21 protein-coding genes are annotated in these 20,182 nt (G+C 67.4%); 10 read left to right on the forward strand and 11 right to left on the reverse strand.

Translation table 11 applies throughout. The features are described 5' to 3' along the window. Positions 1–23 precede the first annotated feature (23 nt). The 4 genes from AC3WOH_RS27385 to AC3WOH_RS27400 form a co-directional block, all read right to left on the reverse strand. Entirely contained in the window at positions 24–938 is a 915-nt protein-coding gene (locus tag AC3WOH_RS27385; protein WP_492232463.1) for an amidohydrolase family protein, read from the reverse strand. Next, complete coding sequence (locus AC3WOH_RS27390; protein ID WP_492232464.1) at positions 938–2,128, reverse strand: CoA transferase; 1,191 nt, start codon at positions 2,126–2,128, stop codon at positions 938–940. Before AC3WOH_RS27390 ends, AC3WOH_RS27385 begins: the two co-directional genes overlap by 1 nt. A gap of 7 nt (positions 2,129–2,135) precedes the next feature. Beyond that, complete coding sequence (locus tag AC3WOH_RS27395) at positions 2,136–3,125, reverse strand: tripartite tricarboxylate transporter substrate binding protein (protein WP_492232465.1); 990 nt, start codon at positions 3,123–3,125, stop codon at positions 2,136–2,138. Positions 3,126–3,215: 90 nt separating this feature from the next. After that, entirely contained in the window at positions 3,216–4,091 is an 876-nt protein-coding gene (locus AC3WOH_RS27400; RefSeq protein WP_492232466.1) for an HpcH/HpaI aldolase/citrate lyase family protein, read from the reverse strand. Between the two features lie 314 nt (positions 4,092–4,405). On the opposite strand from AC3WOH_RS27400, the gene AC3WOH_RS27405 reads away from it, so the two are divergent. Then, positions 4,406–5,302, forward strand: a complete 897-nt coding sequence (locus AC3WOH_RS27405) for a LysR family transcriptional regulator (protein WP_492232467.1) — start codon at positions 4,406–4,408, stop codon at positions 5,300–5,302. 70 nt (positions 5,303–5,372) lie between these two features. On the opposite strand, the gene AC3WOH_RS27410 is transcribed toward AC3WOH_RS27405, so the two are convergent. Further along, positions 5,373–5,882, reverse strand: a complete 510-nt coding sequence (locus AC3WOH_RS27410) for a hypothetical protein (RefSeq protein WP_492232468.1) — start codon at positions 5,880–5,882, stop codon at positions 5,373–5,375. 213 nt (positions 5,883–6,095) lie between these two features. Between AC3WOH_RS27410 and AC3WOH_RS27415 the strand changes: the two genes are divergently transcribed. Continuing rightward, positions 6,096–6,677, forward strand: a complete 582-nt coding sequence (locus tag AC3WOH_RS27415; RefSeq protein ID WP_492232469.1) for a hypothetical protein — start codon at positions 6,096–6,098, stop codon at positions 6,675–6,677. A gap of 47 nt (positions 6,678–6,724) precedes the next feature. On the opposite strand, the gene AC3WOH_RS27420 is transcribed toward AC3WOH_RS27415, so the two are convergent. Further along, a complete protein-coding gene (locus AC3WOH_RS27420) occupies positions 6,725–7,678 on the reverse strand; it encodes a LysR substrate-binding domain-containing protein (RefSeq protein ID WP_492232470.1) in 954 nt (317 codons plus the stop codon). A 71-nt stretch (positions 7,679–7,749) separates the two neighbouring features. On the opposite strand from AC3WOH_RS27420, the gene AC3WOH_RS27425 reads away from it, so the two are divergent. The 4 genes from AC3WOH_RS27425 (at position 7,750) to AC3WOH_RS27440 (ending at position 13,310) form a co-directional block, all read left to right on the forward strand. Then, positions 7,750–9,441 (forward strand): DUF4124 domain-containing protein, encoded by a 1,692-nt coding sequence (locus tag AC3WOH_RS27425; RefSeq protein WP_492232471.1) that lies wholly within the window; start codon positions 7,750–7,752, stop codon positions 9,439–9,441. Positions 9,442–9,485: 44 nt separating this feature from the next. Beyond that, positions 9,486–11,324, forward strand: a complete 1,839-nt coding sequence (locus AC3WOH_RS27430) for a pentapeptide repeat-containing protein (protein ID WP_492232472.1) — start codon at positions 9,486–9,488, stop codon at positions 11,322–11,324. A gap of 144 nt (positions 11,325–11,468) precedes the next feature. Continuing rightward, complete coding sequence (locus AC3WOH_RS27435; protein ID WP_492232473.1) at positions 11,469–12,116, forward strand: hypothetical protein; 648 nt, start codon at positions 11,469–11,471, stop codon at positions 12,114–12,116. Between the two features lie 192 nt (positions 12,117–12,308). Further along, the gene (locus AC3WOH_RS27440; RefSeq protein ID WP_492232474.1) at positions 12,309–13,310 is read left to right on the forward strand and encodes a hypothetical protein; all 1,002 of its coding nucleotides are present in this window, start codon (positions 12,309–12,311) and stop codon (positions 13,308–13,310) included. A gap of 108 nt (positions 13,311–13,418) precedes the next feature. Here AC3WOH_RS27440 and AC3WOH_RS27445 read toward each other — a convergent pair whose 3' ends face one another. The 3 genes from AC3WOH_RS27445 to AC3WOH_RS27455 all read right to left on the reverse strand — a co-directional run bounded on the left by AC3WOH_RS27445 (position 13,419) and on the right by AC3WOH_RS27455 (position 15,110). Further along, entirely contained in the window at positions 13,419–13,838 is a 420-nt protein-coding gene (locus AC3WOH_RS27445; RefSeq protein ID WP_492232475.1) for a hypothetical protein, read from the reverse strand. Positions 13,839–13,858: 20 nt separating this feature from the next. After that, on the reverse strand, positions 13,859–14,254 hold the full coding sequence (locus AC3WOH_RS27450; protein ID WP_492232476.1) for a hypothetical protein: 396 nt from the start codon (positions 14,252–14,254) through the stop codon (positions 13,859–13,861). A gap of 586 nt (positions 14,255–14,840) precedes the next feature. Beyond that, positions 14,841–15,110 (reverse strand): hypothetical protein, encoded by a 270-nt coding sequence (locus tag AC3WOH_RS27455; RefSeq protein WP_492232477.1) that lies wholly within the window; start codon positions 15,108–15,110, stop codon positions 14,841–14,843. Between the two features lie 140 nt (positions 15,111–15,250). Between AC3WOH_RS27455 and AC3WOH_RS27460 the strand changes: the two genes are divergently transcribed. From AC3WOH_RS27460 to AC3WOH_RS27475, 4 genes are all read left to right on the forward strand, one after another. Then, complete coding sequence (locus AC3WOH_RS27460; RefSeq protein ID WP_492232478.1) at positions 15,251–15,736, forward strand: GNAT family N-acetyltransferase; 486 nt, start codon at positions 15,251–15,253, stop codon at positions 15,734–15,736. Next, positions 15,733–16,278, forward strand: coding sequence for an OmpA family protein (locus AC3WOH_RS27465; RefSeq protein ID WP_492232479.1), 546 nt, complete (start codon positions 15,733–15,735; stop codon positions 16,276–16,278). Before AC3WOH_RS27460 ends, AC3WOH_RS27465 begins: the two co-directional genes overlap by 4 nt. A gap of 479 nt (positions 16,279–16,757) precedes the next feature. Further along, positions 16,758–17,126, forward strand: coding sequence for a DUF7674 family protein (locus tag AC3WOH_RS27470; RefSeq protein WP_492232480.1), 369 nt, complete (start codon positions 16,758–16,760; stop codon positions 17,124–17,126). A 357-nt stretch (positions 17,127–17,483) separates the two neighbouring features. Next, positions 17,484–18,110 carry a hypothetical protein gene (locus AC3WOH_RS27475; protein ID WP_492232481.1) on the forward strand — a complete coding sequence of 209 codons (627 nt, stop codon included), beginning with the start codon at positions 17,484–17,486 and terminating at the stop codon, positions 18,108–18,110. Positions 18,111–18,188: 78 nt separating this feature from the next. Here AC3WOH_RS27475 and AC3WOH_RS27480 read toward each other — a convergent pair whose 3' ends face one another. Next, entirely contained in the window at positions 18,189–18,557 is a 369-nt protein-coding gene (locus AC3WOH_RS27480) for a DUF1428 domain-containing protein (protein WP_492232482.1), read from the reverse strand. A 459-nt stretch (positions 18,558–19,016) separates the two neighbouring features. Continuing rightward, the gene (locus AC3WOH_RS27485; RefSeq protein ID WP_492232483.1) at positions 19,017–20,141 is read right to left on the reverse strand and encodes a hypothetical protein; all 1,125 of its coding nucleotides are present in this window, start codon (positions 20,139–20,141) and stop codon (positions 19,017–19,019) included. Positions 20,142–20,182: the final 41 nt, after the last annotated feature.

A 20,182-nucleotide genomic window follows, 5' to 3' on the forward strand; every position in this document is an offset into this window, starting at 1 on the left:
CCTGGTGTTCAGAAAATTCATGGTCACGTTGTCTCCGTCGTTGTCGTTGATTCGTTGCCGGCGTCGTTGTGGGAGCCAAAGCCGTAGAGCACGGCCGGGTTGTCCACCAGCACGCGCTGGCGCGCGCGCTCGCCGGGCACCCACTGGGCCAGCAGGTCGAGCAGCGCGGCGTCGTCGGGCTTGGCGTCGGCGGGCTCGGTGGAATGCGGCCAGTCGCTGCCCCAGAGCACGCGCTCGGGTGCGTCCTGTGCCCAGCCGCTGGCAACGGCCTGCAGGTCGGCATAGCCGCCCGCCGCGCCCACGCGCGAGTCGAGGTAGACGCCGGACAATTTGACCCAGGTGCGCCCGTTGTCGAGCAGCCGGCGCACCACGCTATAGGCCGGGTGCGCGTGCCCCTGCGGCAGCGGCAGCCGGGCCAGGTGGTCGAACACCACGGCGCCCGGCAGGCGCGCCAGCAGGTCCGAGTGCTCCACCACCTGGTCCGCAGTCCAGTGCAGTTGCACATGCCAGCCCAGTTCGTGCACGCGCTGCGCCAGGCGCTCCACCATGTCGAAGCGGGTCACCGCATGCGCGGGCGTGTACAGCGTGAAGCGGATGCCGCGGATGCCGCCGGCATGCAGCTCGGCCAAGTGCGCATCCGCCACATCGAGCCCCACCACGGCCACGCCGCGCGTGCGTGCAGGGCCCAGCGCCTTTATGGCGGCCAGCGTCACGCGGTTGTCCGTGCCATGCACGCGCGGCTGCACTACCACCGTGCGCTGCGTGCCCAGCCGGGCCTGCAGGCGCTGGTAATCGGAGGCCGTGGCCCCTTGCAGCATGGCGGAGGCCGGGCCGGTGAAGCCAAAGCGCGCGTCGTAGACATGCATGTGCGAATCGCAGGCACCGGGCGGCACCGGCGTGCGCGGTGGCGCAGTGCCGTTGCTGTGGAGCGAGGCCATCAGCCGCCCTCGCCCGCTGGCGCCTGCTGCGCCGCCAGCACCAGCCCGGTGTGCTGGCCCAGCGTGGGCGCCGCAAACGGCTCGGGCCCGGGCGTGCGGCCGTATTCGATGGGGCGGGTGAAGCCCCGGTACGAGCCCAGCGTGGGGTGGGTGAAGGTGGTCACCATGTCTTCGGCCAGCACCTGCTCGTGGTCGAACATGTCTTCCACCGAGCGCGCGGCCGCGCAGGGCACGGCTTCGCCGAACCAGGCCTCCCACTCCAGCGCGGTGCGTGTGGCCAGCGCGGCGCGCAGCTGGGGCACGATTTCGTCGACATGCTGGGCGCGCTTGCGCACCGAGTCGTAGCGCTCGCTCGCGGCCAGCGCGGGCAGGCCGGTCTTCTCGCACAGCGCCGCCCAGAAATGCGGCGTGTTGGCCGAGATGTAGATATGCCCCTCCTTCGTGGGGTGGATGCCGGTGATGCCGCCCGAGCGCATGTCGCGCCCCACGTCCTTGGGCTCGCCCTGGGCCCACACCAGGCGGGCCGACTGCATGGTGAGCGCGGCGCGCAGCAGCGACACGCCCACCACCTGGCCGCGGCCGCTCTTCTCGCGCTCGTACAGGGCCGAGGCCACGCCCGCCGCCACCAGGGCCGAGGCATAGTAGTCCACCACCGATCCGTAGAGGATCTCCGGCGGCTCGCCGCGCTTGCCCTGCAGGGTGCACATGCCCGTCATGGTCTGCAGCACCTGGTCATAGCCGGCCTTGTCCTTGAGCGGGCCGCGCTCGCCATAGCCGGTCACGCTGCAGTAGATGAGGCGCGGGTTGATGGCGGCCAGTTGCTCGTAGGCCATGCCCAGGCGCGCCGGCACGCTGGGGCGGAAGTTGTGCACCAGCACATCGGCCGTGCGCACCAGGGCCAGCAGCGCGGCATGGCCGGCCGGGTCTTTCAAATCCAGCACCACGCCGAGCTTGCTGCGGTTCACGCCCACGAAGGCGCGGCTCTCGGCCTCCAGCGTGGAGGGGTACTTGCGCAGGTTGTCGCCCACGGGTGGCTCGATCTTGATGACCTCGGCCCCCTGGTCGGCCAGCAGCGAGCAGCCGTAGGGCCCGGCGATATAGGCGCTCAGGTCCAGCACGCGCAAGCCGCTCAGCGGGCCCTGGGGGCCGGTGCGCGCGGGCAAAGAATCGGTGGGGTGGGCAGGGCTCATGGTGCGCTCATTCCGCGGTGATATTTTGTTGTTTGGCGAGTTTTTTCCAGCGTTCGACGTCTTCGGCGATCACTTTGGAGAACTGGGCCGGCGTCAGCGGCGTGGCAATGGCCCCTTCCTTGAGGAAGTTGGCCGCCAGGGCCGGCTTGGCCAGCGCGGCATTCACGGCGGCATTGAGCTTGGCCACGATGTCCGCAGGCGTGCCGACCGGTGCGAGCAGGCCCCACCACAGCTCGAAGTCATAGCCCGGCACGGCTGTGGAGATGGGGGTGAGGTCCGGCGCGATGGGGCTGGGCTTGAGGCTGGTAATGCCCACCGCGCGCAGCTTGCCGCTCCTCACCATGGGCAGCAGCGAGGGGCCGCTGGAGATGAGCAGCTGCGTCTGGTTGCCCACCAGGTCGGTCACGGCCGGCCCCATGCCGCGGTAGGGGATGTGGGTGATGTGCAGGTTGCCGGCCTGGGCCTTGAGCAGCTCGGTGCCGAACTGGTTCACGCTGCCCGTGCCCGACGAGGCGTAGTTGTACTTGCCCGGCGCCGAGCGGATGGCCGACACCAGTTGCGCCGGGGTCTTGGCCGGAAACTCGTTGTTCACCGCCACGATGAAGGGGCCCTTGGCAAACATGGCCACGGGCGCAAAGCTCTTGTTCGCGTCGTAGGGCAGCTTGGTCTGGATGGCAGCGTTGGTCGTCATGCTCGACGACACGGCCACCAGCGTGTAACCATCGGGCGTGGCGCGCGCCACCTGGCCCGTGCCGGTGTTGCCGCTGGCGCCGGGCCGGTTGTCGATGATCACGCTTTGCTGCAGTTGCTCACCGAGCTCCTTGGCGATCTGGCGCGCAAAGGTGTCGTTCGAGCCGCCCGGTGGGTAGGGCACGACGATGGTGATGGTCTTGGCGGGCCAGGCGGCCTCCTGGGCATGGCCCAGGGCGGGCACCAGGGCCAGGCCGGCGAGCAGTGCCAGGGCCGTGCGGCGCGGTGCGATGGAAGAGGTCTTCATGGGCTTGTCGTCTCCGTCGTTGTCGTGAAAGCGGTGGCCGCCGGCGCATGGCGGTCGGCCGGCCTGGTCGGGGCAGATCAGGGGGTCGGCTCAGTCCAGCAGGCCGAGCCGGCGGGCGCTATCGACAACGGCCTGCGCGCGCAGCACGAAGGGGATGTCGATCATTTTTCCGTCCACCACGTAGGCGCCCACACCCTCGGCGTCGGCCTGGCGCGCGGCCTGCACCACCTTGCGGGCATGGGCGATCTCTTCGTCGCTGGGGCGAAAGACCTCGTTGGCAATTGCCACCTGGCTGGGGTGGATGCAGGTCTTGCCCATGAAGCCCAGGCGCCGCGCCAGCTGCGCCTCGGCGCGGTAGCCCTCGGCGTCGGCAATGTCGGCAAAGGCGCTGTCGTAGGCGTACACCCCGGCCTCGCCGGCCGCCATGCGCACGGCAAACATCGCCTGCTGGATGGCCGCGGGCTCGCGCCGGCCCATGCCCAGCGGTTCGAACAGATCGCCCAGGCCCATCTGCAGGCCGGCCACGCGCGCATCGGCACCGGCCAGCTCGGCGGCCTGGCGCAGGGCGCGCGGGGATTCGATGTTGAGCAGCAGGCCGATGGGTGTGGCCACGCCACCCACGCCGTTGTCGGCCTCGGCCCGCGCCAGCAGCGCCGCCGCCTCGCGCACCTGGGCCGCGCCCTCGGGCTTGGGCAGGTTCACCAGGTGCACGCCCGGCAGCGCCACGGCGGCCATGTCGGCCGCAAAGTGCGGCGTGTCCATGGCGTTGATGCGCACGATCACGGTCTTGCCGCTGGCGGCAGTTGCACCGCTCAACAGAAATTCGCGCACGGCGGCGCGGGCCTCGGCCTTGCGCGGCTCGGCCACGGCGTCTTCGAGGTCGAAACACACGCTGTCGGCAGCGCCCGCCAGGGCCTTGCCGAACAGCTCGGGCCGCGAGCCCGGGACAAACAGTTTGCTTCTCATGCCGGCCAGTGTCTGGCGCGCCGGACTTTAGAAAAACACATGCGGTCTATGTTCAGATGATAGAAAATCTATCACCCTGGATCCGGTGGTTGGATGCGCCCGAGGGTGCCGTGATCGGTGTGCCATGCAAGGCGCGAGGACGCGGCGCACCCATGTGCGCAAGGACGAGCAACACCGCATGGCGCGGCGAGCGCGGTGCCCTCGGGTGCATAGCGAGCTCATCCATCCAACAACGCTATCAAGGGAACAAGGCCTTGTGCCCAGCCGGATGTCCGGGAGGATGCAAGCGGTCAACCACTGGATCCAGGGTGTATATGGAAACCGATTTTCTGAGGAGCTTTCTTCTGGTCGTGGACTCGGGCTCCATGTCCGAGGCCGCGCGCCGCCTCGATCTCACCCCCGCTGCCGTGGCCCAGCAGATGCGCGCGCTGGAGCGCGAGATGGGCGTGCCGCTGCTGGCCCGCTCGGGCCGCACGGTGCAGCCCACCGAGGCCGGCCACCAGCTGGTGGAGCGCGGCCAGGCGCTGCTGCGCGAGGTGGGGCTGATCAAGGAGCTGCTCACCGCCGACGCGCAGCAGGGCGGCGAGCTGCGCGTGGGCACCATCAACACGGCGCTGCACAGCGTGCTGCCGCACATCCTGGCGCGCTTCGTCAAGCAGCACCCGGCGGCCAAGGTGTTCTTGCAGTCGGGCACCACCGACACGCTGTACGCGGCCGTGCTCGATGGCACGCTCGACGCCGCCGTGTGCCTGTACCCGCCGTTTGCGCTGCCCAAGACCTTCGGCTGGTCGCTGCTGCGCGAGGAGCCCCTGGTGCTGCTGGCCCCGGCGCGCCTGGCCGGCGCCGACCCGCATGCCCTGCTGCGCAGCTCGCCCCTGGTGCGCTACGACCGGCGCCTGGGCGGCGGCAAGCAGGCCGACCGCTACCTGCGCGCGGCCGGCATCGTTCCGCAGGAGCGCTTTGAGCTCAGCTCGCTGCTGGCCATTGCCATGATGGTGGAGCAGGGCCTGGGCGTGTCGCTGGTGCCCGACATCGCCTCGCCCCTGCTGTCGGGGCTGCGGCTGGCGCGCATCCCCCTGCCCCAGCCCACCGACGCGCGGCGCTTCGGCATCCTGTGGCTGCGCGCCTCGCGCCGCCAGCGCCTCATCCAGGGCCTGGTGGACAGCGCCAGCGCGGTGGTGGCCAGGCCGGCGCGCGGGCGGGGGCGGTAACAAGGAGGCGGGAGCCCACGGCGTGGGGGCAGGCCGGCACGCCGCCCGCGTTGCGTGGGCCGCCACGCCGCTACGGCAGCGACACCACGCCCTCCGCCGTTTGGGCCGGTATGCCTGGGTAGCTCATGCCCCTGCGGACCTTGAGCACGGTGCGGCCGTCCACCGCTGTCTCCACCGCCACGGTGCAGCCGAAGTGGCTTTCGGACAGCGTGAGCACAGCCCCGCTCTGCACGGTGAGGCTCTGCTCTTCAGGCAGGTCAGGGCCGTTCGGATCGCGCGACCAACGGGTGACCTTGCGGCCATGGATGTGCCCCTGGTTGCCCAGTGTGTCCGAGAACCTCACCCCGGTGGTCTCATGGAACTTGAGCGCCGCCCCGCCCGGCACCGCACGGGCCTCGACGAGGATGGGGCAGACCTGCAGCCCCGGCTGCGCGACAGGGGCGGCATCGGGCGCCGCCTGGGCACCTGCGCTTGCGGTGGCCAGGAGCAGGGGCAACAAGGGCAGCTGCCAGCACCGCAGCGCTGCGGCCCGGCGCCGTGGCTGGGCCATGGCGGTGTGGCGAGGGTGGCAGGGGGTCATGCGTGGCCTTCCAGGGGGAACGGGGGCGCTGCGCAATGTAGCAGCGCCGGCAGGCAAGGCCCAGCAAAAAATGGCCCGGGCCGTCGGACAGACAACCGGGCAGCCGCTACGCCGGCCATGCCGCGGCCCCGCCTGCGCCATTTGGGTGGTACCCACGGGCCGTACGGCGCCCTAGACTCGCGCCACCGCGGCAAGAGAGAGGGAAAACCGCCGATGCGACGACGACCAACGATTGGGGCCGCCACCCTGGCTGTGCTGCTGGGCAGCGCCAGCGGGGGTGCCTGGGCAGGGCCCATGCCCATGTTTGCGTTCGACCTCGATGGCGTGGCCATGGCCAAGCTGCGTGGTGCCATTGCCTTGCCGCGGCCGGACACGGCCATCACCGTGCTGAACATCTACACCCACGACCACGCACCACCGCGCAGGCCGCGTGCGTGGTTCGAGACCGAGGTCTTCGAGACCGGGCCGGGCTACCGCCGCAACCGGGTGGGCCGGTGCGAAACCGCGCAAGGGCAGTGGACCTGCGATGGCCGCGACAGGCTGCTGCTGGACTCGGGCGTGCGCGCGGGCGTGCCCACCACCATGCCGACCGCCCAGGCCCTGCACATCCTGGATTTTGCGATGCCATTGGCCAAGGAGGAGCAGCGCTTTTCCTTGAACGCCGAGAGCGACGGCAAGTTTGCGGTGAACGTGAGCGACGCCCAGGATTGCCATTGGACCATTTGGCTGCAGCGCAAGGGCGAGATCCTGGAGCGGGTGCACCCGCACCCGGTGTCCGCGAAGGCCTGCATTTGAGGCTGCCGCCAGCGCCCGCCGCCAAGGCCCATCCCAAGGCCCATCGCTTAGCGCGCGGCCTCCTGCAGCAGCCAGGTGGTGACTTCGTCGAGCAGCAGGCGCGCCTCGCCGCTGCGCGCCTGCTGCGGCCACACCAGGTGGTAGTCGGTGCCGGTGCGCAGTGCCACCTGGGGCAGCACGCGCACCAGGCGGCCGGCGGCGATGTCGGGGGCGACGAAGAAGGGGCTGGCCAGCGCCAGGCCCTGGCCGGCGATGGCCGCGTCGATGGCCAGGCCGATCTGGTTGAAGCGCGTGCCACCGGGTGCCGGGGCCGGCAGGCCGGCCTGGGCAAAGAAGGCGGGCCAGGAGCCGTGGGCGTCGTGGATCAGCGGCAGCTTGGCCAGGCGCTTGGGGGGCAGCGCGCCCACGTCCCCCACCAGCGCCGGGCTGCCCACCGCGATGAGGGTGTTCTCGAGCAGGCGCTGCACCTGCAGGCCCGGGCCGAAGGGCGGCTGGCCGTAGCGGATGGACAGGTCCACCCCCTCGGCATGGAAGCGCGACACGCGCTCGGTGGCCAGCACGCGCAGCTCGGTGCCGGGGTGGCGCTCGGCAAAGCGCGGCAGGCGTGGCAACAGCCACTTGGCCGCCAGCGTGGGCGCCACGCTGATGGTGAGCTGCCGCTCGCCCGGGCGCAGCTGGCGCGTGGCGTCGGCAATTTCTTCGAGCGCGCGGCGCACGCGCAGCGCGTAGGTGGCACCCGCCTCGGTGGGCGCCAGGCCGCGCGCGCGCCGCTCGAACAGGCGCACACCGAGCTCGGCCTCCAGCGCGCGCACCTGCTGCGCCACGGCGCCCTGCGTCACCCCCAGCTCCTCGGCCGCGAGCCGAAAGTTCAAGTGCCGCGCCGCAGCCTCGAAGGCGTGCAGCGCCTTGAGCGAGGGCAGGCCCTGCAGGGGCGGGGCGGTGGGGCTGCCTTGGTGGTGGGCGTTGCTGCTGCTGTTGCTGCTGCTGGCGTGGGCGGTCATGGGCGTTTCGATTCGTCGGGGCGGCTGGCACGGCCATCTTCCCATCTTTCCACCCTTCACCTTCTACCGACATGGTGCTGAAGAACCCCCTGCCCCGCTGCGCGCCAGCCTGTGCGCCGCTCACCGCACCCTTCATCGCCCCGCTAGCCCTGGGCCTGATGGGCCTGGTGGGCCTGGCGGCCCTGCTGCTGCCCGGGGGCGCGGGCGCCCAAATCCACCGCTGCACGGGCGCCAATGGCGTGGTCGAGTACCGCGCGCTGCCCTGCGAGGGCCCGACCAGCACGCACAGGCTGCTGGACCTGCCGGCGCAGCAACAACCGCAACGGCCGGCACCACCCCCACCCTCTGCCAACGCCGCCGATGTGCAGCGCCAGGCCACCGAGGCCCAGGTGGCCCGCGTGCGCGAGGCCGCGGCCCGCCTGGGGCAGCCGCAGCAGTCGCCGGTGCCCGGGCTGCAGGCACCCACATCCACATCCACATCCACATCCACACCTGCACCCGCGCTGGCACAAGCGCCTGCGCAACCACCAGCGCCTGCCGACACGGGCGGCGTGCACGGCATGCACCGGCCGGGCTTTGGCCCCGCCATGCGGCCGGTGGAGCTGCCCCTGCTGGCCTCGCTCGGTGCGCAGCCCCCGGCGGACGTGGCGGCCGGCAGCGAGGTGCTGGTGGTCACCGGCTACGAGACCAGCGAGCGCGTGCCCGAGGTGGTGGTGGACCGCCCCGGCCAGCAGGTGGTGCTGGTGCTGTCCACCTACGAGAAGGTGCTGTGGAAGGTGAGCGCCACGCCCGGCACGCGCATCCAGGCCATCCTGGTGGCATCGCTGCACAAGCCGGTCAGCGCCGTGAGCGGGCCGCCCGGCGCGCGGCTGTGGGAGGCCAACCTGAGCTACACCGCGCAGGCAGCCACGCCCGAGGTCTTCGCCACCTGGGACGCCTTGGTGCGCTCGCGCTTTGGCGCCGCGCAGCTGCACGCGCTGCGCTCGGGCTACCGCCTGCCCGGCGTGCAGCGCTACGAGCGCCCCGACCCGGCGGGCGCGCGCGTGGTGCCCACGCCGCCGCCGCCCGAGGCGCCGTCGGTGGACATCCGCTTCGAGCTGCCCACGCTGGACCAGCGCCTGCCCGTGGCCTGGACCAACGCCGGGCCGGTGTCGTCCGGCGACGCGGCGCGCGTCTACTTCACCGAGAACATGCTGGCACAGACCCCCGATGGCACCCTCTTCGGGGTCATGGGCGACAACGTGCTGCGCGCCAGCGGCGGCAGCCGCACGCCGCTGGCGCCCCTGCCGCCCAGCTTTCCGAGCGTGAACCGGCCCACCGACCTGGCCTACGACCCGGTGGGCGGCATCCTGGTGCTGACCACCCTGGGCGGCGAAGGCTTTCTGTACCGCTACGACGTGCGCGCCGAGCGCTGGCTGGACTACCGCTCCGTCTCCGGCATCGACATCACCGCCCTGGCCCACGACCCCGTGACCCGCGGCTACGCCGCCTGGACCACGAGCGGCGAGCTGCTCGTGATCTCGGCCCAGGGCGATCTCACCAGCCGCCACCGCCTGGAAAAGCCCATGGGCATCCCCACCGAAAAACTGGGCCGCCCGCTGCTGGTACCGCGCGGCAACGGCATCGCGCTGCTCCAGGTGCAAGGCAGCACCGTGCAGGCCATCTGGACCTTCAACACCACCACCCGCGCCGTGCAGCTCACCTGGCGCGCACCCGCCCCAGAGGGCCGGCCGGCGTTCAAGCCGGTGGCGCAGTCGCGGTGATGCGCGCGACCCGACCAAACCAACGACACCGACGATTTATCCACATGCGCAACTTTCGGCCCTTCTACGCTGCGCTGTTTGCAGCGCTGGTGCTGTCCCCCCTGCAGGCACTCGCTTGCAGCTGCTGGCACCCCGAGCCTGACGAGTATCTTGCATCCGCAAGGCTGATCTTCACGGGCAGAGTACTCAGCGAGAACAGCGGTAGCGCTCCCGGCAGGCGGGCGAGATTCCAGATCGACAAGCTGTGGAAGGGCGCTGCGCCTGGCGAGGTGGACATCTCCTACACGGCGAGCGACGGTCGCAACTGCGGCTGGAACTTCAAGGTGGGCCAGGAGGTCACCGTCTTTGCAGCCAGCTGGTCTCCTGGGGTCTACAGCACCGACATGTGCCTGATGATTCCCTTCGACGCTTACACAGGGCAGGGCGACACGCGCTACATGAACGCGCTAACCTCTTACCGCGCCAAGCTTGATGGCCTGGACCGGCGGCTTGCCAAGAACCCCGCCGACCCCGAGGCGCTGGCAGAGCGGGCGCATCTGTTCTTTCGGTACAAGGACTTCGCAGATGCCGAGGAGGCTTTTGGCAAAGTCATGGCGGTGGCTCCCCGCGATGTGCCGGCGCTCGTGGGCCGGGCCAATGCGCGCTACCAAACGGCGCAATTCGAGGGTGCTCTGGTGGACTATGACCTCGCGCTGTCGTTGCAGCCAAACGATACGCAAGCCCAGCGTGGCCGCACCCTGAGCCTCGTCAAGTTGGACAGGCCGCAGCAACTGGGCCCGAAGGACAGGGATTTCGCGGGTTTTGACAGCGGCCACGAAAAGCGCTACTCCTTTGCCGGCATGGACCTGCGAGGCGCGTCCTTCGAAGGTGCCAGACTCGGCCGAGTGGACTTCACCGGCGCCGACTTGCGCGGTGCTGATTTCAGCGGTGCCGATATTAGCCAGGTCAACTTCAACGGTGCCCGATTGGAGCGCGCAAGGTTCGACGGCTTGACGCGCTCCTTTGGTCCCACCTTCAAAGGGGCCGCGGCGCAGTTTGCGAGCTTTCGCAAAGCAAGCCTCAGAGACGTCAATTTCGAAGATGCCGTGCTCGTCAAGGCCGACTTCGAGGGTGCGCGACTTGACCGCGCTTCATTGAAACGTGCTGCGGTGCGGGGTGCCAACTTCAAGGGAACATCAATGGGGGAGGCGGACCTCACCGAAGTCGATTGGAACGGGGAAGACCTGTCCGGGGCCGACTTGCGCGTCGCGAAGCTCAACGGCGCCGTACTGCGGCGGGTATCGCTCAAAGGCGCTCAGGTGGGTTACTCCCGTGGGTCTGGAGTCATTGGAGACTGGCGCGGAGCCGACCTGGCGACGGCAGACCTGACGGACGTCCAATGGGGCGCGATCATGATCGACTGCCGCACGAAGCTGCCCGCGCACCTCAAGGTCGAGACACTCCCCCTGCTGCCGCTCTGGCGCGATTGCGATGGAGAGCCCCCCATGACGGCATTGCCCGCAGGCTATGAGTTCCAGCGTGGGCCGAAGCTGGAAGGCGTGGACGCGAAGGGCTCCCGGCTTGCGAAACGCGATCTCTCGGGATTTGCGTTTTGGAGAGTCCAACTCGATGGCAGCGATCTGCGCGGCGCGAACCTTACCAACGCCGACATCCAGGGTGGCAGCTACGAGGGCGTCCGGCTCGATGGCGCCATTTTGAAGAATGCCAGCGTGAGCCGCGCGAGCTTCAAGGGTGCCTCCTTCGTCGGCGCCGATTTCAGCGGCGCCCGCCTTGAAGACGTCAACCTGGAAGGCGCCATTCTTCGAGACGCTTGCTTTCGGGAGGATACGAACTGGCCCAAAGGGTTCGATGCCACGGCGGCTGGCGCCAGGCTCTGCAGGTAAGCTGCCTGGCAAGCCTTGGAGCGCATGCGCTCAAGGCCTGCGCAGCAAAGCAGGAGGGCGGCCGTCGCACACGGCCTGCGGCGCGCAATGCTGCACAGCCCAAAGAGAGAGAGAAAGAGAGACAAGCCCATGGGAGTACATCCAATGCGAACGAAAAAGGGGCTCCGGCCCGGGCGCGCGCTGGCCAATGCAGGGCTGGCACTGCTGGCATTGCTGGCCTGTGCGGGCGCGGCCGCCATGCCCCCGTTCAAGCCCGCCTCCGAACCACAGAGGCTGACCATCCCACTCGGCGATGCAGAGATGGCGCGCTTGCGCGCCGCGATTGCCTTGCCACGGCCCGATGCGCTGCTCATGGTCACCGGTGTGTACGCAAACGACGAGCCAGCCGGCGGCGCACCCGGCGCGCAGTGGGCGAGCTTCCAGATCGATGGTTTCGACACGGGGCCAGGGCACCGCCGCCACCGCCTGGGCTCATGCCAACGGGCGCCAGGTGCCCAGTGGACCTGCAGCTACCACGAACGGCTCACGCGGGTCATCGACGACATGACCGTCACCGCCCGGCTGCCGACCGATATGCCCACGGAGCTGGCGATCCGCATCCTGGATTTCGCAGTGCCCTTGATCAACGTGGGCATCCGGTCCGAGCGCGAATTCTCGGTGAGCGAGCATGGTGACCAGATCTCGGTCAGCTTTGGCAAGGGGTGCATCACGTCGATGAAGCTCCGGCGGCAGGGCGACACCTTCGAGAAGGTGCCGCAGCAGCTATTCCCTTTGCCGGATGTCTGCTTCTGAGCCTCGGCGCGCCAGAGGACGGGATACCCCGTTGAAGCGGCAATGAAGGGGCCTGCCCCACATCCGGGTACTGCACGATCTGCCTTGCTAGGATGGCTGTCATCGGCCGATAGCGGGCGGCAGCCCCCGTCTCGGTCGCGCTTTCAAGGCCATGCCACCAGAAGCAGACCTCCCCGCATCCAGCGATCATCCATGGCACGTCCCCTGTGCAAACTGTCCCCGCAAGAGATCCTCCAACAGGTCGAATGCATCGCCCTGGAGTTCATGAGATCCAAGGAGCTGGAAGGTTCGTTGCTTCATGTGGAGCCCGATGCCCTGTTGCTGCACGAGCGCGAGGGCCACAACACCGTCCACTGGATCGCCACCTTCACCTCGACATCGCTCCGAGTGAACCTGCGCACTGAGGACGCTACCTTCACGGAGATGGCCTTGAACCATGGCGACACCTGGTCCGCGTTCTACGGGGATGAACTGGAGCTGATAACTGCATTGCCTTGGCCCGCAGTCAACCTCAGCGGCATTGGTGTATTGGGAACCATCTCAACGATGGTGCAGGCGGGTACAGGCTACCGGAAGTTCTTGAAGCTCTATCCTGACGTCAGATGTGAACCTCTGGAGCCCTTCTACATTTGCCGAAGGGTCACTGGCGCTCTCACGTTCCCGATCGTGAAGGATCTGCTGCTCAACCACGGGTGGCGTGGCGCAAACTACGGCGCATTGCTGGTGCTGCTTGCGCCCAAGCCCGAATATCTTCCGCTGCTGGTGGATGCGTCGTCTCGGTGGAAATATGCCGACCGGGCCATTGAACTGGCGATGGTGGCGTGCGGGGGCTTCAGCCCACTGGCACCCGACCTGCAGAAATTTCATGCCCACTGCACCAGCGTCCGGGAAATGCTGGATGAACTGCCGTTCGTGCCACTGCCGTTGCGCCCTCCTTTGACAGAGTTCATGTACAGGGAATTGAGGAAAGAACTCGAGGCGGTTCGTGTGCTCTATCGAACCGAAGGGGTAGAGGCAGCGAGGACGGCGATGAAGACCGGACTTATCGGATACATCGATTTGCGGCACCTTGAGTGGGTCCAACTGGGATGTCCTGCGCCCCCGGTGGTCGATCCAGAAAAGCCCGTATCTCCGAAGTCAGAGATTCACGCACCGCCACCGGGACGATGGAAATGGCCGTGGAGGTTCTGGTGACCCAGACATCACGGGGGCGCTACAACCAGCTCGTCAACGGCTGGTCACCCCTGCATTGACCGCAAGCCGCCGCAGGCGGCTAGACTTCGGCAACCGGCCACCCTGCGCTCAGGGCGCAACACCGCTCACAAACACCTGGTCATAGTCATCGCTTCGAAATGCCACTCTGCTTTGGGACGGAATGCTCTGCGAGGGGAGCTTCATTGAAACATGGGTGAGTTGTTCGCTCTTGTTGGACACGAAACCAGACGATGCACTTTCCAAGGACACCGTGACACTTCCGTCTGGGCCTTTGGAAATGCCCGGCTGCTTGAACTGATTTCTGTACGAAGGGAAGTTTCTCAGTTCCACCATCAAATCAGGACCGGCGCGGTGCATCCACACAGTTGTTGGGAGCCCATCCGTTGGCTCAATCGCCGCCGTGGTGTTGGTTATCCACGTGTTGTCCGATGCAGCGCTCACATTCCAAAGAAGAATGGCTGCGATGGCCGCACCTGCCAGAGCAAGGGCTATGCGTGATCGTCCCATCGTGGGTTTTGACGTTGGGGTTAATCGGCACCGCTGCGCGGCATCTGCTTGAACGACCTGTTGGCCAGCAGGCCGACAAAAGCGGGGAAGAGTGCCACGGGGCACAGCAGGTGGAGCCACGCGAGTGAAGCGACGTCCGCGAGGCTCTCTCCCGGTGCGTAGTAGAAGGCAGCGCCCAGCACGGCGGCCGAGGCGGCCAGACCGGCGACAAGACCCCCCACCACGGAAAGCCCGCGAAACACCCAGGACGTGAGGAGGGTTCCAAGGGCCACGAAGGGCAGCCAGGAAAGGACTTGAAGGAGCGGGACAAGCCAAGCGGTCCGCTCCGCATCGCGCCCGAAAGGATGGAACGCCACCCAGAGTCCGAAAGCGTTGAGCGCCAGCCATGCCACGCCAACGCCCAAGGCGGAAGCCATCAAGAGGGTTCGAAATCGCACAGGCGCTCCATTTTTGCAAACTGACGTGAACTGGCACCGGCCGCTGGGTCAGCGCGGTTTGGACTGCAAGCCAGCGGGTGGTGAATCAACGGCAGCTTTGGGGTAGTTTGGTCCGACGGCTGGCTGCTTTGGGCCCGAAGCGGACATTGGCTGCTCAATCAATCAACCCAACCGACCTTCGTACCAATGTGGTTCCACACACCACGCAGGACACTAGAGTCTTCCGATGTAATGACGATCAGCGATAACAGATGGTCTGAGGTAAAAACTGTCTTCACCCCATCTACTAGGTAGGCGACCTCTACGAAGTCCTCACCCTCGACAAACGGAGGCGATGGCATCCCCTCAACGATGTGACCTTGATTCGCAACTTCGCCCACAAAATGCTCGACGCACGGGCGCCACTCAGAATTTGTGAACGAGGCTCCCCATTCGTACAAAAGCCATAGGGCATCAGGGTCGTGATGCACGGAGCCCAAGCGGTACAGCGCGTACATGTTTCCTAGCTTCAGGTGAGTTTAGAACTGCCGCCAGTGTCGCCTTCTGGCCGGTTGCAGTCTGATATTCAACAGGCTGCTTCAAGTGCCTCAATATAGGGCACCACTCGCGGATGCGCCTGGACCCATGGGTCGCCCAGGTATGAGGATACGGGGCCTGAGCCAATGACCGTCGCGAGCGACCCGGACTTGCTGGCCTGCAGCAGCTCGTGGGCCGAATGCATGACTGCCTCGCTCACAGCCGACTCCGGTTGGCCAGCTTCGCAATGCCACTCCTTTTGAATCGCACTGATGAGCTTGCCCGCCGCAGCCTCCAGCTTGGTTCGTGAATGGGTCATGGGGGCGAAGGTCCGGTGGTGGCAGATAGCGACAGTCTAGGGCCTGTGCCCCCAAGAAGGCGACCCAACGCGATGGCGGACACCGCAATCCCCCAGGCCCATGTTCGATGCCCTGGTTTTTCACAGATGATGGAGGCCCTATGCACAAAGCAATCGACATTCGCCGCTACAGGCCCGGTGAAGAGCAGGCCTTGTTCGAGGTGTACCACTCGGCCATTCACCGCGTGGCGAGCCAGCACTACACACCCGAGCAGGTACAGGCCTGGGCGCCCCGGGACCTGGACATGGACCTTTGGGCGAACAGGATTCGCGGCATCAATCCCTTCGTTGCGGAACTGGATGGCGCGATTGCCGGCTACGCCGATCTGCAGCCCCATGGCTACATCGACCACTTCTTTGTCTCGGGCGCCTACCCCAGGCGGGGGGTTGGCACCGAGCTGATGAAGCACCTGCTCGCCGAAGCCAGCTCCCTTGGAATCGACGAACTCACCTCGGATGTGAGCCGGGCCGCCCAAGCCTTCTACGAGAAATTTGGCTTCTCCGTGGTGGAGCACAGGTATCCGGAGCGTCGCGGTGTCGTCATTCCCAATGCGCTCATGCGGCGCTCGGTGGCGGCCAGCCCATGACGCTTGCCACCACCAACCGCACGCCCTCTTCGGAAATGTGCATGCGCCTTGCCCTGGCGAATACCCGCACCACCGCGCGGCGGCTCCTGGCGTGCGCGCTGTTGCTGCTGCCCACGGTGCCGCTGGTGGCGACTGCGCAGGGTGGGGCTCCCGATGTTCCGCTACCGGTGATCGTGAGAGTTCCCAAATTCAACGCAGACGTCACCTTTGCGCCCGGGGCCACGGGCATCACCGCGCCGCAACGCGAGATGCTGGGGCGCATGGTCTCGCGGCTCGCCATGCAATGCGAAGCGCAGAACTGGTACGTCGATGGCTACGCCGACGCGGGTGAGGTGAAGCACCACCCCGATGGCGGCAACAGGCTGGCACTCGACCGGGCATCGAACGTGGCAGACCTGCTGGTGCTCTATGGGGTCCAGCGGGAGTCGATCTGCCTTGTAAGCCGGGGGAGTCGCCACCCGGCCGTCCAGCCCCCTGACATCCGCAATGCGCGGGTGGAGATCATGGGCATCTGCGACATGAGGCCCGTTCGGTGCCCGTGAATGGCGAGCGGGCCAGGCATGCGGCCTCGCCGGTTGGGCATCCATCCAGGATGACTGTCATCGGCCGTAAGCGAATACATTGAGATGCCAAGACTTTCATGGAAAAGCGTTGGGTTGTCTGCTTCCAGAGTTGCTGGAGCCCTGGTTGCACTTGGCGCCGCGATTTGGCTTTTCGTGGCAGCGGGGTCAAGCCTGGAGGCCATGGAGGCAGACCGCTTTTGCAACGAACACTTGGGAAAGACCCAGCAGGACGTCAAAGACCTGGTAGGCAAGACACCCCACGCGAGTGTTTTCTCCGATTCGCCGCTGCGCATGTCGATAAGGCTGGGGCGCCACAGCTGTTACCTGCAGTTCAGCGGCGATGGCAAGGTCATTGGGGGCTCTACCATGGCCCGCTATTGAATTCGGGGCCCGCTTCGAGCCACGGCAATCAAGGCGCCTACTGCCCACAACGAGAGGTTCGCGCACGCGTTCACTGCATGAAGACATCCACTCGCGCATTCATCGAGGCGCTGGCCAACTCACCGGTTCTGAGACCCGTCTTGGAGGAGGCTGGTGAGCACTGGGCGCCGCAAGAGCCGCCAGAGACAACGCTCTTGTCGAGCTTTGCCAATCGGTTGCTGGAAGTCTCACAGAATCCGGCCGCCGCCGAGACACAGCGGGCGATGCTGCTCGTTGAGACTGCAATGCAGAGCGGGGATATGGCCTTGGTGACCGTGGCAGCCACCGGGTTCATTGAGGGGCTGGTCGCCTCAGCGAGTGAACTGGGCCTGCTCCCGCAGTTTCTTGCTGCATTGGGCCCATCGTCGCGGCGCCACGCCGATGCCTGGCTGGAGTTCGAGGGCTGAAACCCGGCCACCAGTAGATATTCACGCTCCCAGCGTAATGCCCGTTGAATGCTCCCCAACACCCAAGCTACCGGCCGCCAGCAGCGGCCCACCCCCTGCCCAGGAGGTGGCTGCGACCATCCCGGTGGCCATAGCCGATGCGCGGGGCCAGCCGGTGCGGGCCGACATGGCGCTGACCCATGGCACCGCGAGCGTCTGGGCGTTGCTCAAGGGCATGGATTTCGCCATGGCCATTCTTGCCGCGGTGCTGTCCGGGATGGCCGGATGGGTGGCCCTTCGGCGCGGGCAGGGACAAGTCGATGTCCGACGACCTGGCCATGCACCGCGCGCGCCGCAAGCGCTACCGGTGAATCCGGCATGGGCATGGTCATGGGACCGGCACAATCAACCACCACACCACCACAAGCCCCAGGCAAACACATGAAGCGTTGCGGTTCCCCCTTCTGGCCCATCGGCCAGCAATCCCTGCTCGCCACCCTGCTGGCCCTTGGCTGCTGCGCCCCGGCCTGGGCGGCCCCAGATGCGGTGGCCGATTTCAAGGCGCTGGTGGCGGTTTGCAAGGCGGCGTACGCGGCCAAGCCGGCCACCGAGGTGGGCTTCGACGACCCGCTGCAGTCGTGGATCAAGACGGCGCGCCTGCCCATCGAGGTGCGCTACGACGTGAAGAAGACGGACTCACTGATCCGCCCCTTCTCGGCCTTCATCGAGATCACCGAGGTGGTCGCCCACGTCAAGGCCCCGGGGGAGGAAGCGGCCCGCAAACTGCCGGTCACCGCGGGCGATGGCCGGTGGTATTCGAGCCGCTTTGTCTACCTGCTGAACTTTGCCTATGAGGACAATCGCTGGGTGCCGGTCGACGTCATGCGCTCGCGCGCCGCCCGCGACAAGGGGGCCCGGCAGTTTGACAAGCCATTCAGCACGGGAGCTTCTGCGGACGGCATGCGGGATCCCAAGGCCCCATTCGCGGCCTGCATGCCGAAGTAGGTGCGGTGTGGCAGGGCGAGGCTGCCGTTGGCCTGCACCGGCCAGCAGCCGCCCCGCAGAGCCAGCGATTGCGACCGCTCAGGCCTTCACTTCCACCACCGCCTCAAAGCCCCCAAAGATCATGCGCTTGCCGTCGAAGGGCATGGGCGGGTTGGCGGGGTTGGACGGGTCCATGCGCGGGTCTTCCATCATTTTCTTCATGCCTGCGTCGCGCGTGGCCTTGTCGGGCCATTCGACCCACGAGAAAACCACCGTCTCCTCGGCCGTGGCCTGCACCGCGCGGCGAAAGTCGGTGAGCTTGCCGTCGGGGACGTCGTCGCCCCAGCCCTCGATCACGCGCAGGGCGCCCAGCTCGATGAAGATCGGGTCGAGCTGGCGCGCGTGCGCGGCGAATTTTTCCTTGTTGGCGGTGGGGACGGCGATCACGAAACCATCGATGTAAGACATGGCTTGACTCCTGTTGGGTTGACGATCATTCGACGTGCCCGCCATGGGCACCCCGTAAGAGCCTGTTCAAAGTCTTTTTGCAGCCGCGTTGGGGCGCAATCGGGATGAGTGGATGCTTCGGATGCGCCGCATGGGCTCATGCCCATGCAAGCAGCCGGGGCGTCCAGTCGCCCGATTTCGCCCCAACCCTTCGGGCAAGTGCCTTTTCGGGCGGTCTGCGGCGTTGCGGCGCTTGCCAATAGCCGAGCTATTGGCTGCACCCCGCGCCTTGCATCCCATCCCGAAAAGGGACTTGCGCGGCTTCAAAAAGACTTTGAACAGGCTCTAAGCACTCGACGAACGACGGCCCGCCAGATCGACATGGCGCGCGCCCAAAAGAACACTTTCTTACAGAAGGTGCCAGGGCCTGGCGCGCCGGCCTCCTGGCCCCACGCCTTGGCGCAAGGCCGCGGACGCCTTTCAGTTGCCGACGCTGATCGGCCGGTTGCCGCCGAAGCCCCACAGGCGCATGTCCCTGGAGGCGGCCAGTTGCTCCAGGCTGGCCAGGTCCAGGTCCATGATGACCGCACCGATTCCGTCGAGCCACTGCGGCGGCTGCAGCGGTGTGTAGGGCGCCAGCGCGTCCTCCAGCATGCGGCGGTAGGACTGGCGCTGGGCGTTGCTGGTGGCCGTGGACACTGGCCCCGAATAGCCCATGCGCAGGCTGATGATGGCCGTGGCGCGGCCGTAGCGGCGGGCCTGGTCCAGCGCGAAGGGGTCTGCGCGCAGGGGCGTGTCGTTGAGCCAGCCCAGGGGGCGGATGGCGATCACCGAGCGGTGGCGCGCGAGCTCGACCAGGCCCAGTTCGTCGGCGCGCAGCACCACGGTGCCCGTGCGCTCGGCGCTCAGCGAGTCGAGCACCACCAGCGTGCCGGTGCGGTTGCGGGTGGTGAAGGCCCCCGGTGGCACGCCCACATCGGCCAGCAGCTGGTTGGCGGCGGCGCGGGCCAGCGCGGGCTGGGCCGGGTGGTTGAACTCCAGGCTGCTGCGGCCGGTGCCCGCGTCGATGGTGATGCCCGCGCCTTCCACGTGCACGGTGACCTCGACGTCCACCTTACCCTGGCTGCGCAGCTTTTGGTCGGTAGCGGCCAGGCTGCCGTCCAGGTCCCCCAGCAGGATGTGGTGGTTCCATTCGGAGCCCCGGCTCAGCGCGGTGGCGATGCTGCTCGCGCGCAGCAGCTCCAGGCCTCGCGCCGTGACCCACAGGTGCACCATGCCGATGCCCAGCACCTTGCCACCCTGGCGCACTTCGCTGCCCAGCTCGGCCAGCAGCGCATCCGCCGCCTGGCGGGTGAAGGCGGTGTAGGCCTTTTCTCCCATCACCAGGTATTCGAACGCCTTGCCCAAGGGCGTGAGGTTGACCTGCACCGGCGCATGCCCGGTGTTGATGGCACGCAGGCGCATGCGCTCGTAGTCGGCAGGCTGCACCTCGGCCGCGTGGGCCGGCGCGGCCAGCAGCAGGCCCAGGGCAGCGGCACAGCGCAGGGAAAAACGGCCCAGGGAATGGCCCAGAGAATGGCCCAGAAAGCGGCGCAGCATCGTCATCAGGTGGGTCCTCAGAGCCTGGGGGGCGAAACGCTGGGTTA

The sequence above is a fragment of the Acidovorax sp. FW305-C-20-28 genome (assembly GCF_058783375.1).

What these genes read in the sequence shown, in the direction of transcription:
- AC3WOH_RS27465 (WP_492232479.1), top strand. Translation starts at nt 15,733, where the DNA reads ATGACGCTTGCCACCACCAACCGCACGCCCTCTTCGGAAATGTGCATG.
- AC3WOH_RS27480 (WP_492232482.1), bottom strand. Translation starts at nt 18,557, where the DNA reads ATGTCTTACATCGATGGTTTCGTGATCGCCGTCCCCACCGCCAACAAG.
- AC3WOH_RS27455 (WP_492232477.1), bottom strand. Translation starts at nt 15,110, where the DNA reads ATGACCCATTCACGAACCAAGCTGGAGGCTGCGGCGGGCAAGCTCATC.
- AC3WOH_RS27460 (WP_492232478.1), top strand. Translation starts at nt 15,251, where the DNA reads ATGCACAAAGCAATCGACATTCGCCGCTACAGGCCCGGTGAAGAGCAG.
- AC3WOH_RS27410 (WP_492232468.1), bottom strand. Translation starts at nt 5,882, where the DNA reads ATGACCCCCTGCCACCCTCGCCACACCGCCATGGCCCAGCCACGGCGC.
- AC3WOH_RS27415 (WP_492232469.1), top strand. Translation starts at nt 6,096, where the DNA reads ATGCGACGACGACCAACGATTGGGGCCGCCACCCTGGCTGTGCTGCTG.
- AC3WOH_RS27390 (WP_492232464.1), bottom strand. Translation starts at nt 2,128, where the DNA reads ATGAGCCCTGCCCACCCCACCGATTCTTTGCCCGCGCGCACCGGCCCC.
- AC3WOH_RS27475 (WP_492232481.1), top strand. Translation starts at nt 17,484, where the DNA reads ATGGGCATGGTCATGGGACCGGCACAATCAACCACCACACCACCACAA.
- AC3WOH_RS27445 (WP_492232475.1), bottom strand. Translation starts at nt 13,838, where the DNA reads ATGGGACGATCACGCATAGCCCTTGCTCTGGCAGGTGCGGCCATCGCA.
- AC3WOH_RS27430 (WP_492232472.1), top strand. Translation starts at nt 9,486, where the DNA reads ATGCGCAACTTTCGGCCCTTCTACGCTGCGCTGTTTGCAGCGCTGGTG.
- AC3WOH_RS27470 (WP_492232480.1), top strand. Translation starts at nt 16,758, where the DNA reads ATGAAGACATCCACTCGCGCATTCATCGAGGCGCTGGCCAACTCACCG.
- AC3WOH_RS27385 (WP_492232463.1), bottom strand. Translation starts at nt 938, where the DNA reads ATGGCCTCGCTCCACAGCAACGGCACTGCGCCACCGCGCACGCCGGTG.
- AC3WOH_RS27450 (WP_492232476.1), bottom strand. Translation starts at nt 14,254, where the DNA reads ATGGCTTCCGCCTTGGGCGTTGGCGTGGCATGGCTGGCGCTCAACGCT.
- AC3WOH_RS27405 (WP_492232467.1), top strand. Translation starts at nt 4,406, where the DNA reads ATGGAAACCGATTTTCTGAGGAGCTTTCTTCTGGTCGTGGACTCGGGC.
- AC3WOH_RS27425 (WP_492232471.1), top strand. Translation starts at nt 7,750, where the DNA reads ATGGTGCTGAAGAACCCCCTGCCCCGCTGCGCGCCAGCCTGTGCGCCG.
- AC3WOH_RS27435 (WP_492232473.1), top strand. Translation starts at nt 11,469, where the DNA reads ATGCGAACGAAAAAGGGGCTCCGGCCCGGGCGCGCGCTGGCCAATGCA.
- AC3WOH_RS27485 (WP_492232483.1), bottom strand. Translation starts at nt 20,141, where the DNA reads ATGACGATGCTGCGCCGCTTTCTGGGCCATTCTCTGGGCCATTCCCTG.
- AC3WOH_RS27440 (WP_492232474.1), top strand. Translation starts at nt 12,309, where the DNA reads ATGGCACGTCCCCTGTGCAAACTGTCCCCGCAAGAGATCCTCCAACAG.
- AC3WOH_RS27420 (WP_492232470.1), bottom strand. Translation starts at nt 7,678, where the DNA reads ATGACCGCCCACGCCAGCAGCAGCAACAGCAGCAGCAACGCCCACCAC.
- AC3WOH_RS27400 (WP_492232466.1), bottom strand. Translation starts at nt 4,091, where the DNA reads ATGAGAAGCAAACTGTTTGTCCCGGGCTCGCGGCCCGAGCTGTTCGGC.
- AC3WOH_RS27395 (WP_492232465.1), bottom strand. Translation starts at nt 3,125, where the DNA reads ATGAAGACCTCTTCCATCGCACCGCGCCGCACGGCCCTGGCACTGCTC.